Here is a 17,422-nt window from a genome sequence, read left to right as displayed (position 1 = left end):
CGTCAGCCCTCCAGCAACCGCTGCCCCACGTACTCGCCCGCACCGGCCCCGCCCGGGACCGCGAACAGGGCGCTCGACTCGTGCCGCAGGAAGCGGGAGAGGCCGTCGCCGCCGTCGAGCTTGCGCTGCACCGGCACGAATCCCTTCAACGGGTCGGCCTGCCAGGCCACGAACAGCAGCCCGGCGTCCGGGGTGCCGTCCGACCCGATGCCGTCGTGGTACGAGAACGCCCGCCGCAGCATGGCCGCGCCGCCGTTGGACGCGGCCGCCGCGACCCTGACGTGCGCGTCGCCCGCGATGGCCGGGGAGCCGTCGGCGGTGAACTTGCCCAGGTCGACCGGGGTGAACTCGGTGCCGCCCGACAGCGGCGCCCCGTCGGACTTGCGCCGCCCGATCACCCTCTCCTGACGCGCCACCGTCAGGTGGTCCCAGTCGTCGAGCAGCATCCTGATGCGCCGCACCACCGCGTAGGAGCCGTCCGCCATCCACCCGGGTGACCCGTGGGCCGGTACGAAGACCCGCTGCTCGAAGTCCGGGTCCGACGGCTTGGGATTGTTGGTGCCGTCGATCTGCCCCATCAGGTTGCGGCCGGTCATCGGGCGGGGCGTCGTCCCGGGCGTGCGGTTGAAGCCGCTCATCTGCCAGCGGGCCGTCGCCGTGTCGCGGGCCGCCTTCTGCAGCACCCGCAGCGCGTGGAAGGCGACCAGTGCGTCGTCGGCGCCGATCTGCACCCACAGGTCGCCGTTGCTGCGGGCGGCGTCCAGCCGGTCACCCGCGAAGTCCGGCAGCGGCGCGAGCGCCTTGGGCAGAGCGGAGTCCAGACCGGTGCGCCCGAAGAAGCTGCGGCCGAAGCCGAAGGTGACGGTCAGCGAGGCGGGACCGGCGTCGTACGCCACCTGGTCGTCGTACGCCGCGGGCGCCGACGGGCGGTCAGGGGCCGTCATCGTGCGCACCGCGTCCGACCAGCGCCGCAGCAGGGCGGCGGCGTCCTTCCGGCCGGCGCCCTTCACCAGGTCGAAGGCCACCAGGTGGCCGCGGGCCTGCGCGGGCTGCACGATGCCCGCCTGCCGGGTGCCCTCGAAGGGGATGTACGCCGAGCCGACCGTGGTCAGCGCGGTCGGCTCGGTGCCGACGGCCTCCGCCACGCCCGCCCCCGCGGCGCCGCCGGCGATCAGCCCGGCCGCGCCCGCTGCGCCCGCGGTGCCGATCAGCCGGCGCCGGCTGATCGGTGCCGGCTCCCGCTGTGCCAGGGCGTCGCCATGTCCCACGGCGTGGTCCATTGCCGCGCCGTCCGCTTCCACGTGGTCCATTGCCGCGCCGCTCTGGCGCCTTCCGGTCCTTGCTGCCTTGCTCATGCCTGCTCGCTCACGACGTGATCTGCATAGTGCTTGTCACCGTCACCTCGTCGATGTCGGAGGTGCGGACGGTCAGTGCGACCTGCCAGTTGCCCGCCAGGGGCAGCGTCACGTTCGACGCGATCCAGTGCCCGGCGCTGAAGGCGCTCACCTTGGCAGGGAGCGGACCGAGGTTCTGTGCCGGGAGGGTGAAGGCCAGCCGTACTTCCGGCGCCTTCATAGGCAGCCCGGCGGAGTTGGTCAGCTCCAGGTGAACGGAGGCCGCGGCGCCCGCCCGCGCCGGCGACAGGCTCAGGTCGGCGGTGCCCTTGCCGCCGGTGCCGCCGGTGTCGAAGGGGATGCGCAGGTTGACGTCCTGCGACGCGCCGGGCGCCGGGGCGGTCGCGCCGGGGGCGGCGGGCGCGGGCGCCAGGGCCTTCTGCTCCTCGGCGGCCCGGCCCGGCTGGCTGCCGCTGAGCATCGTGGTGACGGTGAGCAGGACCACGGCGATCCCGGCTTCCACCAGTACCGAGCGGCGCAGCGCGACCTTGGCCGGGTCGGCGTCGCGGGCCTTCTTCTCCCGGGTGGCCTTACGGGCGGCCTGCTGCCTGCGCAGCTGCTCCTTGCGTCGCGGATCGTCCGCGGCCGGGGCCGTGCCGGCGTCCGTACCTGTGTCCGCACCCGCGTTCGTGTCCGGGGCCGTGCCTGTGCCTGTGCCCTGGGAGCTCTCAGCGGTCTCCGTGTCCGCCACCACCGCCTCGCCGCCGCCAGTCGCGGCCTTGACGGCCTGACGGGGTGCCTGACGGGCCGTCTGCCGGCCGACCCTGCCGAGCACCGCGGCCACACCGGTCGCGACCACAGCCCCCGGCTCACCGAGCATCCGCGTCCAGCGGCGCGAGAACCAGGCGACGCACACCAGCGCGCCGACCAGCCCGATCTTGATCAGCAGCAGCCGCCCGTACGACGTGTCGGTGAACGCCCGCCAGGTGCCGATCTGCCGCCATGCCTGGTAGGTGCCGGTGCAGACCAGCGTGGTGACCGCGGTCAGGGCGAGGGTGGAGAAGCGGCGTACGGCGGCGCGTTCGACCGTACCGGCGACGGAAGGTGCGAACAGTGCCGTCAGCAGGGTGATCAGGCCGCCGAGCCAGACCGCCATGGACAGCAGGTGGACCACGTCGACGGGCATCGCCACCTTGCGCTGGATACCGACCGAGGCGTGCTCGGCCATCGCCCAGGTGGCGGCGATGCCGACGGCGACGACACTGCCGCCGATGCCCAGGCCCCACGCCAGGTCGGCGCGTTCCTCCGGGTCCTCCCGCTTGGCGTAGCTGCCGAAGAGCACCGCGAGGAAGACCGCCGCAGCGGCGAGCAGCAGCAGCCGGGAGACCAGCGCGGCACCCGGCCGGGTCTCCAGCTGGGTACGGATCACGCTCAGGTCGAAGGCGTCGCCCAGCCCGCTGCCGTTGACGTACGGGCCGCGCAGCATGATCAGCGCGATGGTGGCCGCGACCAGGGTGGCCCAGCCGCCGGCGACGAGCCGCTGCAGCGGCCGTAGCAGGGCGCCGCGCGGCCAGCACACTGACAGGAAGACGCAGCCGCCGACGAGCAGCGCGAAACCGCCGTAGGCGAAGTAGCGGGCGACGCCGTACAGGGTGCCCGCGGCGCCGCCGCCGAGCGCGGCCTGGTCGGACAGGTCGACGGTGGTCCTGGAGGGTGCACCCACCGAGAAGGTGAAGGCGCCCGCCACCGGATGGCTGTCCTGGGAGACGGCCTTCCAGGCGACGGTGTACGTGCCGTTGCCGAGCCCGGTGCGCAGCGCGACCGTCGCGGTGGACCCGGAGTCCTTGCCCGCGGCGTGACCGGGCGCACCCGTGGCCACGTTCGTCCCGGCCGGGTCCAGCACCCGCAGCGAGTCGGCGGACAGCAGCACACCCTCGGAGAAGGTGAGCACCACCTGCTGCGGCGCGGTCTGCACCACGGAGCCGTCCGCGGGGTCGGTGCGGATCAGCGCCGCATGCGCCGACGCGGGCGCGGCCGTGGCCAGCACCACCGCGAAGAGCGCGGCGCAGGCGGCCACGACCGCCGCGAGCCTGCGCACCGGACCGCGCAGCGGCCCCCTCGCCGGCCCGCGCGAACCGCCTGCCCTTGCTGAGGGCGCGGCAATGGGCCCGGCAATGGACGCCGACGCCGACGCGTGCAGCGGCACGTACAACCGTCTGTTCATCCTTCGCTCAGCCCCTCGGGTGATACGTCGTCGGCCGCACGGGCACGGTGATCGTGACCGTGGCGGGCGTGGCGTGGGTGAAGTGGAGCCGTAGGGTGATCCGCTCGCCCACCGAGGGCATGTGGGTGAGAGTTTCCAGCATCAGGTGGTCGCCGCCGGTGCCGAGGGTGAGCCTGCCGCCCGCGGGTACGGTCAGCGAGGTCACCTGGCGCATGGTGGTGCCGGTCGTGCTGTGCAGGGTGACGTGCCCGGCCAGCGGCGTGGTCACCGACGTCAATTGTGCGTCCGTACCCCCGGTGTTGGTCACCGTCACATATGCCGCGGCTTCGTCGGTCAGCAAAGGCCGCGGTATATAGCCGCCGCTGACCGCCAGCCTGGCCGGTCCCCCGGAACCCGAGCCGTGCCCGGCAAGGCCCGCCGCGGCGCCGCTGGCCGCGGCCACCGCCACGACCCCGCCCAGCGCGCCCAGCAGTGCGCGGCGCCGCCTCACGGCGCCTCACTCCTGATGATCTTCGGCAGGTCGTGTGCGAACTGCTCGGCCGTGGTGCCGGACATGTACAGCACGTGGCCCTTGTCGTCCTTGGGCCAGAAGGCCAGCACCTCGGCGCCGTGGGTGACGGTGACGCTGCCGTCCTTCTCCTTGACCGGCGCCTCGATGCCGACGCCCACCGAACGGGCCGCGGTCTGGATGGCGGTGAAGGAGCCGGTCAGGCCGATGAAGCTCTTGTCCATCGCGCCGAGCCACTCCGTCAGCCGGGCGGGGGTGTCGCGCTCCGGGTCGGAGCTGACGAACACGACCCGCAGCTTGTCCTGGTCGGCCTTGGGCAGCTTGGCCTTGGCAAGTGCCAGGTCGCTCATGGTGGTCGGGCAGACGTCGGGGCAGTGGGTGTAGCCGAAGAAGAGCAGCGTGGGGTGGCCGGCGGTCTGCTTGACCAGGTCGAACGGCTTGCCGTGGTTGTCGGTGAGGTGGAGCTGCGGCTTGGCGAAGGGCGTGTCGAGCAGCGTGCCCGGCTGGTTGCTCGCGCCTTTCACGTCGGCCAGGGTGCCGGAGCCCGAGCTTGCGTCGGAGCCGCCGGAGGAGCCGCCCGAGGAGCTGCCGCAGCCGGTCAGCACGAGGGCGCAGGCGGCGGCGAGTGCGACGGCGCCGGTCTTGATGGTGGTACGCATGACGATGGTCCTCAGAGTGCGGTGACGAGTGGGCCGGGCGGCCACGGAGCCGCGGTCGTGCGGACCGCGGCCGCCCGGCGTGAAGGCCCGTGCGGGCCGGTGCCGTCAGGCGGCGCTGCCGCCGTCCGTGCCGCCCTGCGCGGCCGCGCGGCGCCGTCCGGCGAAGACCCCGAAGCCGACGCCTGCGGCGCCGACGACGATCCCGGCGACGCCCAGGGCGCGCGCGGTGCCGTCGCTGTCACTGCCGCCGGAGGAGGCCTGCGCGGTGCCCTTGCTGTCGGCGGCGGGGGCCGGCGCCGGTGTGCCCGTGGCCGTGGCGGCGGCCGCGCCCTCGTCGGCCGGCGCGGTCAGCTTCAGCGTCGGCGCGGGGTTCTGCGGCTCCGGCTGCCCCTCCTGGGGGACCTCGATCCAGCGCACGACTTCGCCGTCGTCGTAGGTCTGCAGCGTCTTGAACGACAGCGACGCGGCGTCGGAGGGCAGCGGGCCGAAGGAGACCGGGAACTGCTGGAACTGCCCGGGCGCGATCTTGCCGCCGGTCCAGGTGATCTTCGTGACGGCCTTGTCGACGGTGCCGTCGTCGGTCTTGATCGGGGTGGCCAGCTTCGACGTCGTCACCGTCGCGGTCCAGCCGGGGACGGGCTGCAGCGACACCGACGCGATCGGGTGGTCGGTCGGCACGTTGACCTCGACCTTGACGGTGGACGCGCTGTCCTTCTCGTTGGGCACCTTGAAGGCGACCGTGCTGTAGCCGCCCTGGGCAGCGGTGTTCGGCTGCACGGTGACGTGGGCGAAGGCCGGCACGGCGGCCAGCAGGACGGTGGCGCCCGCGAGCGCCGCGACAGCGGCTGCACGGCCGCGCAGCCGGGAGGTACGGGACGTGTGAGACGTGCGTGGCATGCGTGAGCTGCTCATGGCAGGGGTGCTCCACGGTGAGAAGTGCGGACGGTGGCATGGCGCGGGCCGCGCCGCCTGCACAAGGGTGCGGTCGTGGTACGCGCGTACGTATGCGGTGATCGTCGCCGCGGCAATGTGCGACGGGATGCCGTACGGGTACGCGGGTGCGCCACAGGTGCGTTCCTGTGCCGGTCGCGGCCGGGCTCGGCCTGCGCGCCGTCGCCGACCCACCCCAGGTGCACGGGAGGAGCGGACGCCGCGTCAGGCCGCCAGGGCCACCGGTGGGCCGCGCCTGGCCAGGGAGTGCCGCAGCAGAACCGTGCGGTAGCCGGCGCCGGCGTCACCCGTACGCCGTATGCCGCGCGGTCCTGCGGTGGCCACGGCTGCGGCGAGCGCCGACAGCAGGGCGTGGGCGCGGCGCAGGACCGCGGGGCTCAGAACGGCCAGCCCCGCCGCGCCGCGCACCGAGAGCCGGACCAGCCGCCACAGCGCGGCCTCGCCCCGCCGCAGCAGCCAGCCCGCGACCACCGCGGCCAGCAGGTGGCCGAGCAGCATCGGCAGCGAGCACATCGGCAGGGCCGACATCGTCAGATGCGTGCGGCCGCCCGCCTGGGGCGCCATGCCGGGCATGCCCGGCATGGACAGCGGGCCGTTCGGGTCGATGCCCGCGTTGATGACGACCTGCCGGGCCGACTGCGCGGTGAGCCGCGGCCCGTGGCCGTCGCACACCAGCCGGGCGGCGATCGACAACAGTCCGCCATGGTTGTCACTCGAAGGAGTGAGTGACTGTGTGGCGCACATCTGGCCCGCGCCGAACACCGTGTGCAGGGCGAGCTGGCCCCCCGCGAGGAGGGCGGCGATGCCCGGCAGCGTCCGCTCCCGGCCCGCGAGCGGGGCTACGACGGCGAGGACCGCGAACCACCCCAGCACCAGCGACCACACGGGCACCGGAGTGCCGGAGGCCAGTGTGTGCCCGGCTGCGGCCAGCACGACGCAGACCGCGGTGAACACCGCGGCCCGCAGGAGTCGCATGCCGGCGCCTGCGCGCACAGCGGTGGCGGGGGAAGCCATGACGGCCGACATCCTCTCACCGCACGCAGGGGGCGCGGAACAGGGGGTGTCCGGCTCGCGGTGGTGTGTCCGACCGATTCCTTACACCCATACGCCGGGCGCACGCATCCGCCGAATGAGCGGGATCACGTCAACCCCACGCTTACGGAGCGCTCTTCGCGGCAATACGTATCCGTATGTCGAGCCGCAGCCAGGAGGCTGGAGCATGAGCATCTGGTGGTCCCTCCATTTGCGGCGCGAGGCTGCGAGCGTCCCGCTCGCCCGGAGACTTCTGCTGGGGACCATGGAGACCGCCGGGGTCGACCCCGACATCTCCTTCGATCTCTCGGTGGCTCTGTCCGAGGCGTGCGCGAACGCCGTGGAACACGCCGGATCGGCGACCGGTTACTGCGTCACCGCCCTGATCGACGGTGACTGCTGCCGGATCGAGGTCGCCGACTCCGGGCCGGGTTCATCCCGCGACCGCACACCCGAGTTCGACCGCATGTCCGAGTTCGACCGCAAACCCGACTGGGTCCTGCACCCGGCCCGGCCGCTGACCCACCGGGGCCAGTACGCCGAGCACGGGCGCGGGCTGTTCCTCATCGAAGCGCTGGTGGACCATGTGCGCTTCCACGACCGGCCCGGGCACGGCACGGTCGTGTCCTTCGACAAGATGCTGAAATGGCGTGACGACGCCCTGCTCAAGGCGTCCTGACGTCGCCGTGCCCCGCGGCGCCGGCCCGGGCTAGCCGCGCAGCCCTGCCATCCAGGACTCGATCTCGTCGGCGCCCCGCGGCAGGGCCGCGGACAGGTTGCGGTGCCCCTCGGGGGTGACCAGGATGTCGTCCTCGATCCGGACGCCGATGCCGCGGTACTGCTCCGGCACCGTCAGGTCGTCGGCCTGGAAGTACAGCCCGGGCTCGACGGTGAGCACCATGCCGGGCTCCAGGGTGCAGTCCACGTACGCCTCGGTCCGCGCCTGGGCGCAGTCGTGCACGTCGAGGCCGAGCATGTGCCCGGTGCCGTGCAGGGTCCAGCGGCGCTGGAGTCCGAGTTCGAGCACCCGCGCGACCGGTCCGTCCAGCAGCCCCCACTCGACCAGCCGCTCGGCCAGCACGCGCTGTGCGGCCTCGTGGAAGTCGCGGTAGGCCGCGCCCGGCTTGACCGCGTCCATGCCCGCCTGCTGCGCGTCGTGGACGGCGTCGTAGACCTGCCGCTGGATCGGCGTGAAGCGGCCGCTGACCGGCAGCGTACGGGTGACGTCCGCGGTGTAGAGGGTGCGGGTCTCCACGCCGGCGTCGAGCAGCAGCAGGTCGCCGGAGCGGACCGGGCCGTCGTTGCGCACCCAGTGCAGGGTGGTGGCGTGCGGCCCGGAGGCGCAGATCGAGCCGTAGCCGACGTCGTTGCCCTCGACCCTGGCGCGCAGGAAGAAGGTGCCCTCCAGGTAGCGCTCGGAGGTCGCCTCGGCCTTGTCCAGCACCTTGACGACGTCCTCGAAGCCGCGTGCGGTCGACGCGCAGGCCTGCTCCAGCTCGGTGATCTCGAACTCGTCCTTGACCGCCCGCAGCTCGGAGAGGAAGGCGGTCAGCTCCGCGTCCCGCTCGGCCGTCACCTTGTCGGTGAGCGCCGCCTCGATGCCCGCGTCGTGGCCGCGGACGACCCGGACGGGACCGGTGGCCGCGCGCAGCTCGGCTGCGGCCTTGCGCACGTCGCGGCACGGCAGCCCGAGCAGTTGCTCGGCCTCGGCCAGGCTGTGCCGGCGGCCGACCCACAGCTCGCCCTGGCCGTCCAGCCAGAACTCGCCGTTCTCCCGGTTGGAGCGCGGCAGCAGATACGCCGTCGCCTCGTGCCCGCCGTCAGCCAGCGGTTCGAGGACCAGGACCGCGTCCTGCGTCTGGTCGCCGGTGAGGTGGACGTACTCGGTGCCCGCCCTGAACGGGTAGTCGGTGTCGTTGGACCGCCTGCGCAGATTGCCCGCGGGGACGACGATCCGCTCGCCGGGGAAGCGCGCGGAGAGCGCGGCACGGCGTGCCGCGGTGTGGGCGGCCTGCGGAATGGGGGCCAGGCCGTGCAGCTCGGTGTCCGCCCAGCCCGTCTTCATGGCGGCGGCCAGCTCGTCGGACACCGCCGGGTAGAGCCCGTTCTTGCGCTGCTTGATCGGCTTGTCCTGTCCGGCGCCCTGCGCTTCCTGCGCCGTCCTGTCCTTCGCCGCGCGCTGCTCGTCCCCGTTCGCGCCCTGCTGCTGGTCGGCCTCCGCCACGTCCTGCCTCCTCATGATGAACTCGTCCGTCCATCGTAGGCGGGCCGCGTGTCAGTCGAAACGGGCCACCAGCAACACCAGGTCCTCCTCGCCCCCCGTGGCGTCCAGACCGCCGGGCAGCACGGCGTGCAGCAGGTGGTCGGCCAGCAGCGCCGGATCCTCCCGCACCGTCCTGGGCGCGCTCTGGGCCGCGGCGTGCACCTGGGCGAAGGCCCGGTCCACGGGCTCCCCGGTGCGGTGCAGCAGCCCGTCGGTGTAGAGGACCAGGCTCTCGCCCGCGCGTACGTGCAGCTCGACGCTGGGGGCCTCCCAGCAGCTGAGCATGTTCAGCGGCGCGGAGAGCGACGTCTCGACGAACTCGCAGCGGTGGTCGCCGACCAGCAGCGGCGGGCAGTGCCCGGCACCCGCCAGCGTCACCCTGCGCCCGCCGGGCGTCTGCGGGGCACCCACGTGGCCGAAGAGCGCGGTCGCCGAGCGCGCCGGCTCGGTCAGCCTGAGCAGCAGTTCGAGGTCGGAGAGCACCGCGACCGGGTCCTCGCCCTCCATCACCGCGTACGCCCGCAGCGATGCCCGCAGCCGGGCCATCGCGGCCACCGCGCCCGGACCCGCGCCGGTCACCCCGCCGACGGCCAGGCCGAGTGAGCCCTCGGGCAGCGGCAGGGCGTCGTACCAGTCGCCGCCGCCCAGTGGCCCGGTGCTGTGGCGTACGGCCATGCGCACGCCGGGAACCCGCGGCAGGCGGGCGGGCAGCGTCTCCGCCGCCAGTTCGGCACTGGCCCGCCGCACCCGGGCCAGTTCCAGTCCGCGGGCGATGTGCTCACCGGCGAACCGCAGGTACAGACCTGTCAGCCGGCGCTGCCGGTCGGTGGGTTCCGCGGCCTCGTCGTAGAACCAGACGACGCTGCCGAGCCGGCTCACCCCTGGGGAGGTGTCCACGATTCCTGTGGAGAGGTCGTTCAGATCCGGGGAGGAATCCGCGAAGGCCGGGAGGCCGTCGACGCCCGGGACCGTGGAGGAGCCGGCCCCGCTTGTGGAGGATTCGCCCACGCGGGGTGAGAATCCGGTGCCGTTCGCGGCGAGCGCCAGCCCGTAGGCGGCGCCGAGGCCGAGCTGTGCGGCGACCTCGCGCTGCCGGGCGTCGGGCCGTTCGCCGTGCCGCAGGTCGGCGTGTACGGCCTCGTCGGCGTCCACCGGGCCGCGGCCGAAATCCACGGTCTGCAGCGCGCCCAGATCGGCATGGCCCAGGCCCAGCCCGACGGTGGTGTCGGGGCCGAGGCCGTCCGCCGGTGAGAGCGCGATCAGGCCGCGCTGGGCGCCGACCAGGGTCGCTCCGGCCTGCACGACCTCACGCAGCGTGTCGTCGAGTAGCGCTGTGCGGGCGAGCCGTTCGGTCAGTTCGTGCAGTAGGGACAGGTCGCAGACCCACGACGCGAGGCGGTCCTGCACTGCCAGTGAGTGCTCAGGCGAGCCTCGCTCCGGCAGTGCGGGGGCCGACACGGCCACCGGTGCGGGCGGGACTGCGGGGGCCACTGGGGAAGGGGTGGCCGCGGTGGCGACAGGCGCAGCGGGAGTATGCGCCGCAGCGGACCTGAGTGGCTCGCTTCCGGCCACTTTTCTGACGTGGGCCGGGTTCATGGCCGGGAGCTTCCGGCCAGTGGCCAGCAGGTGGGGCAATCAGCGCTTTTCGTTCGCAGTGTGCGGAGCACCTGCATGATTAGCATCGCAAACCCCCATGTGTGCTGCGCCGCTATCAAGGACCCCACTTCTACACGCCCCATCGTGGGCATGTCCAGGATTGTCCTGGTACACGGAGTGGTGTCGGACTCCTTGCGTCGGACGGCCCTGTCGCCATACGTTGGCTGAAAACAACCACCCCCGTTCTATGCGCGCTGTCGACTGATCCCAGCCAACAGCGCGTCATATTGCGGGCGATGGGTAGGAACCCGATGTCTGGCTCAAGCGTCGTATGTACGTAATCAGTTGACGGCCGACCTAACCCCGAGTGGCGAGGGGTGCCGGGCGCTCCCGGCGTGCACCACGAATCCGTGGGTCACGATCAGGGCACCGCGAACAGACAGGCGCCATATGCGCGCTACCCTCCGTCACGTTCCACGCTCGGCTGGCGGCGTGATGCGCTGCCTCGTAAGCGGTGTGCTCGACAAGTTACGTTTCTGTAATGGGCAGATCCCTGGGCGTTAACGGAAAGGAACGAGCGCTGATGCGCGAGATCCTCGGAAGGCGACGCAAGCTCTCACTACAGCGAAAGGAGCAGACCGCGTTGCTCAACGCGGCGCTCACCTACGCGGAGCAGTGGCAATGGCGGGTCGTGCCCGGTGCCGGGTTCGACACCCGCGGCGGCTGGCGGGCGGCCGGAGCGCAGCCGTGCGCCTGCGGGCGCCCCAACTGCCCGGTGCCCGGGGCGCACCCGCTCGACCCCGGACTGCTGGCCGCGACCCGCGACCCGCGGATGGTGCGCCATTGGTGGACCCGCAGGCCCGACGCGCCGGTGGTGCTCGCCACCGGAGACCGGGTGTCCGCCGCGAGCCTGCCCGCGGTGGCGGGGGCGCGCGCACTGGAGGCGATGGAGAGCCTCGGGGTACGGCTCGGCCCTGTGGTCGCCACCCCCACCCGCTATCTGCTGCTGGTCGCGCCTTACTCGCTCGCCGACCTCGGCGAACTGCTGGACAGCCACGACTGGGTGCCCACGTCACTGCGCTACCACGGTGACGGCGGCTACGTGGTGCTTCCGCCGTCGAGCGGCAGCACCGGCCAGCTGCGCTGGGTGCGGCCGCCGCTGCCGGATGAGCGGACCGGCGACCAGGCGCCCTGGCTGCCGCCGATCGCCCGCCTGGTGGACGCGCTGGTCCGGGCCGGCCGTACGGCGCCGGACGGCGACCGGCTGACGTTCTGACCGGTCGTCGGCCGGGCGTGTCAGTACGACCGCGGGGCGGTGTCCCGAACGACGGCGGGGTCGTAGGGGCGTGGCAATTGCCGCGCCTCTACGACCCCGCCGCATGTTCCCGGCGCCGCATACATCCCCACGTGCTTACCCGCCCCGCACGCGCGGAGGCGTACGGTCGGCGCACTGCTCGTACGGACAGGCGTGCGCCGCACACTCACTCGTTCGGGTAGCCGTCCGCCGCGGGTGGCCGCCGTGACGGCGACGGGTGGGGCGGATGTCACAGTCCGGCCCGCTATGTTCGGTTCACGGCATTCGGCCACCGAGCAGCAAGGGGAGCGGTACATGGCATCGCACCAGCCGGCGCAGGAGACCGGCGACCGGTTGCGCCTGATCGCCGCCGCCAGTGTCGCGGCGCTCGCCGTGGTCCTCCCGCTGGCCGCGGCTACCGCGGGTCCGCACGACGGCGCCCACCGCGGCAACGCGGGCCACAGCGCGTCGCACCGCGTGCCGGACGAGGGTCCCGCGGACGCGGCGGACGGCGACTGAGCCCCCGGCGGAGCCTGTGCCGAGCGGCGTCAGGACATGGAAAACCCGGTCGCTGACGACGGGGGATGCATCAGCGACCGGGCTGAATAAACGGTAACAAGACTTCGTCCGAACGCAAATTCCCCGAAGGGTGCGGGCCACCCGAATCGCCGCGATTTCAAGGGAGTTGTGACCGGAATCACTGACCGACCGCTCAGTCGGGTCCCACCGACCGGTCGGACGGTCCACCGCGGCTCCTCACTCCCGGCTCCCCACCGGGAGCCGCGAGCCGCGAGCCGCCGGCCGGGCGCCCGCGGGCACCCGGCCCCGCGGCGCTCAGCTGAGCGTGATCTGCCGGTTGGTGAAGCCGCTCCTGGCCCGCCGCTCCTCCGCGGTCAGCGGCTCGACACGGCCCAGCGTCTCCGCCAGCCGCTCGCCGAAGGCCGCCGCCGGCTTCTCGACCTCGTCCGCGCCCATGCCCACCGGCAGGTCCCACACCGGCACCGTCAGCCCGTGCGCGCGGAAGGAGCCGACCAGCCGGGTCCCCTCGCCCAGCGAGGACGCGCCGGCCGCGTGCAGCCGCGCCATCGCGTCGAGCAGCGCCTCCTCGGGGTGCGGCATGACCCAGCGCAGGTGGTTCTTCTCCGGCGTCTCGCACCAGTAGGCCGCGTCGACGCCGGTCAGCCGCACGGTCGGGATGGCGGCCTGGTTGGCGCGCTCCAGCGACGCCGCCACCTCGCCGGTCGCGGTCTCGGCGTCCTCCAGCCAGTACTCGAAGCCGCTGTGCACCTCGGGCACGAAGGGCGCGTCCAGGTCGAGCAGGTCCTGCAGCCGCGGTCCGTCGGGCGCGGGCCTGCGGCCCTCCACCGGGTTGCCGGGCTCGGCGGTGAGCGCCCGGGCCAGGGTGTCGGCGAGGTCGCGGCTGATGTCACCGGAGGCGGTGTCGCTCTGCAGGCCGAGCAGGACGGCGCCGGTGTCGCGGCGCAGCCCGGGCCACGCCATCGGCAGGACGGTGCCGAGGGTGACCGACGGGACTCCCTCGGGCAGCGCCTCCTTGAGCGTCAGCGGCACGGTCGCGGCCGGCACCAGCTCGCGCAGCGCCACCCAGTCGCACTCGCCGGGCAGGCCCTCGAAGGGGCGGCGGACCAGCTCGGTCACCGCGTGCGCCGCCTCGCGGCCATGGCAGGCCTTGTAGCGGCGGCCCGAGCCGCACGGGCAGGGCTCCCGCGCGCCGACCACCGGCACTGCCGCCCCCTCCGCGGTCCTGGCGGCCTGTCCGGCCCCCTTGCTCCTGGTGGCGGTCGCGCGCTTCTTGGCCATGGCTCGGTCTCTCCCGGTGCGGCGGTGTTCCGGCCGCGAGCCTAGCGCTCGGCGGGGCCGCCGCCGGACCACGACGGGCGGGGCGCGCTCAGCTCCGGTCGTCCAGCGACTCGGCCAGGTCCAGCGGGAGGTCGAGCGGGATGCCGCAGGGCAGGCCGATGCCCGTACCCCCGCTTCCGGGGCCGCCGCGGCGGGCGTGCCGGCCGCGGACCGGCAGCAGCGCCCAGACGGTGACCTCGCCGGGCGCGTCGTCCCGTACACCCCAGCGCAGCGCCAGGCTGCCCACGATGCCGAGCCCCCTGCCGCCGTGCGCGGTCAGCGAAGGGCTGGAAGGGCGCGGCCTGGTGGGGCCGCCCCCGTCGGTGACCTCGACCTTCAGCAGCCCGTCCGCCCCGACGGCCCAGCCGGCACGTATGCCGTACTCCAGCTGTGCGGCTGCCGTGGACTGCGCGGATACCGCGGACTGTACGGCTGCCGCGGGCTGCCCGACCTGGCCGCGGGCGCCTGCAGGTTCCTGCCCGGCGTCGTACATTGCGCCCGAATCGCCGAGTGGCCGGGCATGGCGACACGAATTGCTGAGCAGTTCGGAGAGGATCAGCACCGCGTCGTCGATCACCGTCTCCGGGACGTCCTGCGCGTGCAGATCCCCGCGCATTCGTCTGCGTGCTTCCGCGACGCCGGTAGGACCATGGGGCAGGGCCATGGTCGAGGACGTCGGCACCTCCTGTGCGACCATCATCGACACCCCCGTGACCTCCTTCACCCCACGCCACGGGATGGATGCCCCCTGGGACTCGACCGGAAACAGGCCAACCGCGATCTATTGACGCACTCCATACGCCTTTCGGACGCCCGCGCGTCATACGCGCATGCCGTCGGCATGAGACGCCCGCGTACGCCCCGCGGCCATGTCAGAGGCGAGGCCCGTCCGGGCTGCTCAACTGGTCCCGCACCTGGCCCGGCCGGTTGGTGATGATCGCGTCCACCCCGAGCCGCGCGCACAACTCCACGTCGGCGGGCTCGTCCACCGTCCATACATGGACGGCGTTTCCGGCCCTGTGCAAACGCGCCACATACCCGGGATTGGCACGCACGATGCGCATGCTCGGCCCCGCGATCCGCACTCCCGCGGGCAGCCGCCCGTCCCGGTGCCGCGGCGACACGTACTGCATCAGGTACACGGTCGGCAGCGCGGGCGCGGCCAGCCGCACCCGGCGCAGCGAGCGGGACGAGAAACTCATCACCCGCACCTGGGAGGACTCGCCAGGCGGCGGGGGCCGGTCCAGGCCGAAGCGGTGCAGCAGGTCGATCAGCCGCTCCTCCACCTGCCCGGCCCAGCGCGTCGGATGCTTGGTCTCGATCGCCAGCTCCACCCGGCGGTCGGTGTCCGCGACCAGTTCCAGCAGCCGCCGCAGGGTGAGGACCCGGCTGCGCTCGTCCAGGTCGTACCGCTCGGGCGCCTCGGGGTCGGTGTGCTGGCCCTTCCACGAGCCGAAGTCGAGCGCCGCGAGGTCGGCCAGCTCCAGCGAGGAGACGGCGCCGCGGCCGTTGGACGTACGGTTCACCCGCCAGTCGTGCACGCAGACCAGCTCGCCGTCCGCGGTCAGCCGGATGTCGCACTCCAGGGCGTCGGCGCCGTCCTCGATGGCTTTCCGGTACGCGGCGAGCGTATGTTCTGGTACATCCTCGGAAGCACCCCGATGGGCGACGACCTGGACAGGTCGCCCGTACGGGTACGCCTCCGGGACCGCGCGCACATGTGTCACCGGTTCATGGTGCCACCGCCTCGCCGGCGGTCACGCGAACCGGCCCCGCGCACGCGCCACGGACATGCACAGCTACCGCTTACGGCGGTCCGACACGCCGTGGGAAATGCTGTGTTCGCCCCACTACCCTGTCCTGACCCCGAGGAGAAACGCTGTGAGCACCGAGAACGAAGCCGGATCCGTCCCGGCTGCGGAGTCGGCAGCGACCGCGCCCGACGGTTCCGCGCCCGACGGTGCCTCGGCGGCACAGGCCCCCGTTCCCCCGGCGGATGCGCCGGCGCCCGCGGTACCCGCCGCGCCCGTCGACGACGCGCCCCGGACCGAGGTTCTTCCCGCTCAGGCACCGCCGCCGGTGGGTCCGCCGTCGCCGTACGGCCCGCCCCCTGCCGCGCTGACCCAGCAGACGCACACGCCCGCGGCGCCCCAGCCCGCGCCGCCGGTGCCGGCCGCCGCGCCGTACGAGCACGGCGGATACCAGGCACCGAAGCCGGCCGCGTACGACGCCCCCGTGCCCCCGCAGCAGTCCGCCCACGACGCCCACCAGTCCTCCGCCGCCCCGCAGGCCGTGCCCGCGCCCGTCGTACCGGCCCAGACGCAGGCGTACGCGCAGCCGGCGTACGGCGCCGAGCAGCCCTCCCCGTACGGCTCCGAGCAGCCCCAGCAGGGGCCGCAGGGGCCGCAGGACCCCTACGCCGTACCGTCCACCCCGGCGTACGCGAGCGGCGGCCAGCCGCCGCAGACCCAGCACGGCTACGGCGGCGGCGGTCCCGAGGGCCCGGTGTGGGGCGCACCGGTGCCCGTGCCGCCGGACGGCGGCCGCAAGCGGCGCGGCGTCGGCGGCCTGGTCGCCGCCGTCCTGGTCGCGGCACTGGTCGCCGGCGGTGTCGGCGGCGGCATCGGCTACTGGGCCGCGGAGCACAACGACGACAACAACAACACCACGTCCTCCACCACCGTCTCCGACTCCAGCAGCCAGAAGGCGCTCAACCGCGCGCCCACCTCGGTGGCCGGCATCGCCGGCAAGGCGCTGCCCCGCGTCGTCACCATCAAGGCCAGCGGCAGCCAGGAGAGCGGCACCGGCACCGGCTTCGTTTACGACACGCAGGGCCACATCCTCACCAACAACCACGTGGTCGCCCCCGCGGCCGACGGCGGCAAGCTCACCGTCACCTTCTCCAACGGCAAGACGTACGACGCCGCGGTCGTGGGCCGCGCCCAGGGCTACGACGTGGCGGTGGTCAAGCTCAAGAACGCCTCGGGCGTGACGCTGTCCCCGCTGCCCCTCGGCAACTCCGACCAGGCCGCGGTCGGCGACGCCACCATCGCCATCGGCGCCCCCTTCGGCCTGTCCGGCACGGTGACAACCGGCATCGTCAGCGCCGTCCACCGCCCGGTCGCCTCCAGCGACGGCCAGGGCTCCTCGGCCTCGTACATGAGCGCGATCCAGACCGACGCGTCGATCAACCCGGGCAACTCCGGCGGCCCGCTGCTCAACGCCAACGGCGCCGTCATCGGCATCAACTCCGCCATCCAGCCCGGCGGCACCGCCCAGCCCGGCACCCAGGGCGGCAGCGTCGGCCTCGGCTTCGCCATCCCGATCAACCAGGCCAAGCGCGTCGCCGACGAGCTGATCAAGACCGGCCAGCCGGTCTACCCGGTCATGAAGGTCAGCCTCGACCCCCAGTACCAGGGCGACGGCGCCAAGATCGGCGCCAGCAGCGACGCCGTCTCCTCCGGCGGCCCCGGCGACCTCGCCGGCCTCAAGCCCGGCGACGTGATCACCGAGTTCGACCACACGATCATCGACAGCGACGAGACCCTGATCGGCGAGATCTGGCAGCACCAGCCCAAGGACAAGGTCACCATCGCCTACACCCGCAACGGCACCGCCCACACCACGACCGTCACCCTCGGCTCCCGCGTAGGCGACTCGCCCCAGTAAGCTGTCCCCCGCACGCCCAGGACCCCCACCGGGTC

The 17,422-nt window shown here is 73.4% G+C and carries 15 protein-coding genes; 4 read left to right on the top strand and 11 right to left on the bottom strand.

Going from position 1 to position 17,422, the window contains the following annotated elements; all coding sequences use genetic code 11:
* Positions 1 to 2: 2 nt before the first annotated feature.
* From efeB to NFU81_RS13060, 6 genes are all read right to left on the bottom strand, one after another.
* Positions 3 to 1,310, bottom strand: coding sequence for an iron uptake transporter deferrochelatase/peroxidase subunit (gene efeB, locus NFU81_RS13085; protein ID WP_422665197.1), 1,308 nt, complete (start codon positions 1,308 to 1,310; stop codon positions 3 to 5).
* Between the two features lie 55 nt (positions 1,311 to 1,365).
* Positions 1,366 to 3,558, bottom strand: a complete 2,193-nt coding sequence (locus NFU81_RS13080; protein ID WP_251489168.1) for a copper resistance CopC/CopD family protein — start codon at positions 3,556 to 3,558, stop codon at positions 1,366 to 1,368.
* A gap of 7 nt (positions 3,559 to 3,565) precedes the next feature.
* Positions 3,566 to 4,048 carry a copper chaperone PCu(A)C gene (locus NFU81_RS13075; RefSeq protein ID WP_251489166.1) on the bottom strand — a complete coding sequence of 161 codons (483 nt, stop codon included), beginning with the start codon at positions 4,046 to 4,048 and terminating at the stop codon, positions 3,566 to 3,568.
* Complete coding sequence (locus NFU81_RS13070) at positions 4,045 to 4,725, bottom strand: SCO family protein (protein ID WP_251489164.1); 681 nt, start codon at positions 4,723 to 4,725, stop codon at positions 4,045 to 4,047. Before NFU81_RS13070 ends, NFU81_RS13075 begins: the two co-directional genes overlap by 4 nt.
* A 105-nt stretch (positions 4,726 to 4,830) precedes the next feature.
* Positions 4,831 to 5,622, bottom strand: a complete 792-nt coding sequence (locus NFU81_RS13065) for a YcnI family copper-binding membrane protein (RefSeq protein WP_251489162.1) — start codon at positions 5,620 to 5,622, stop codon at positions 4,831 to 4,833.
* A 258-nt stretch (positions 5,623 to 5,880) separates the two neighbouring features.
* The gene (locus tag NFU81_RS13060; RefSeq protein WP_251489160.1) at positions 5,881 to 6,690 is read right to left on the bottom strand and encodes a hypothetical protein; all 810 of its coding nucleotides are present in this window, start codon (positions 6,688 to 6,690) and stop codon (positions 5,881 to 5,883) included.
* A 205-nt stretch (positions 6,691 to 6,895) separates the two neighbouring features.
* On the opposite strand from NFU81_RS13060, the gene NFU81_RS13055 reads away from it, so the two are divergent.
* The gene (locus NFU81_RS13055; protein WP_251489158.1) at positions 6,896 to 7,387 is read left to right on the top strand and encodes an ATP-binding protein; all 492 of its coding nucleotides are present in this window, start codon (positions 6,896 to 6,898) and stop codon (positions 7,385 to 7,387) included.
* Positions 7,388 to 7,417: 30 nt separating this feature from the next.
* Here the strand turns inward: NFU81_RS13055 and NFU81_RS13050 are convergent, their stop codons facing one another.
* Positions 7,418 to 8,947 carry an aminopeptidase P family protein gene (locus NFU81_RS13050; RefSeq protein ID WP_251489156.1) on the bottom strand — a complete coding sequence of 510 codons (1,530 nt, stop codon included), beginning with the start codon at positions 8,945 to 8,947 and terminating at the stop codon, positions 7,418 to 7,420.
* Between the two features lie 36 nt (positions 8,948 to 8,983).
* The gene (locus NFU81_RS13045; protein ID WP_251489154.1) at positions 8,984 to 10,567 is read right to left on the bottom strand and encodes a PP2C family protein-serine/threonine phosphatase; all 1,584 of its coding nucleotides are present in this window, start codon (positions 10,565 to 10,567) and stop codon (positions 8,984 to 8,986) included.
* A gap of 583 nt (positions 10,568 to 11,150) precedes the next feature.
* Here NFU81_RS13045 and NFU81_RS13040 point away from each other — a divergent pair.
* Both NFU81_RS13040 and NFU81_RS13035 read left to right on the top strand, forming a co-directional pair.
* Positions 11,151 to 11,843 (top strand): bifunctional DNA primase/polymerase, encoded by a 693-nt coding sequence (locus NFU81_RS13040; RefSeq protein ID WP_251489152.1) that lies wholly within the window; start codon positions 11,151 to 11,153, stop codon positions 11,841 to 11,843.
* 333 nt (positions 11,844 to 12,176) lie between these two features.
* A complete protein-coding gene (locus tag NFU81_RS13035; protein WP_251489150.1) occupies positions 12,177 to 12,380 on the top strand; it encodes a hypothetical protein in 204 nt (67 codons plus the stop codon).
* Positions 12,381 to 12,695: 315 nt separating this feature from the next.
* Here NFU81_RS13035 and NFU81_RS13030 read toward each other — a convergent pair whose 3' ends face one another.
* From NFU81_RS13030 to NFU81_RS13020, 3 genes are all read right to left on the bottom strand, one after another.
* Complete coding sequence (locus NFU81_RS13030) at positions 12,696 to 13,679, bottom strand: DUF5926 family protein (RefSeq protein WP_251489148.1); 984 nt, start codon at positions 13,677 to 13,679, stop codon at positions 12,696 to 12,698.
* Between the two features lie 88 nt (positions 13,680 to 13,767).
* Entirely contained in the window at positions 13,768 to 14,424 is a 657-nt protein-coding gene (locus NFU81_RS13025; RefSeq protein ID WP_251489146.1) for an ATP-binding protein, read from the bottom strand.
* A 166-nt stretch (positions 14,425 to 14,590) separates the two neighbouring features.
* A complete protein-coding gene (locus NFU81_RS13020) occupies positions 14,591 to 15,445 on the bottom strand; it encodes a glycerophosphodiester phosphodiesterase (protein WP_251489144.1) in 855 nt (284 codons plus the stop codon).
* Positions 15,446 to 15,599: 154 nt separating this feature from the next.
* Between NFU81_RS13020 and NFU81_RS13015 the strand changes: the two genes are divergently transcribed.
* Positions 15,600 to 17,387, top strand: a complete 1,788-nt coding sequence (locus NFU81_RS13015) for a trypsin-like peptidase domain-containing protein (RefSeq protein WP_251489142.1) — start codon at positions 15,600 to 15,602, stop codon at positions 17,385 to 17,387.
* The last annotated feature ends 35 nt before the right edge of the window (positions 17,388 to 17,422 follow it).

The organism is Actinacidiphila cocklensis, assembly GCF_907177275.1.
Taxonomy (GTDB): domain Bacteria; phylum Actinomycetota; class Actinomycetes; order Streptomycetales; family Streptomycetaceae; genus Actinacidiphila; species Actinacidiphila cocklensis.
This window is presented reverse-complemented; position numbering and strand designations above follow the sequence as displayed.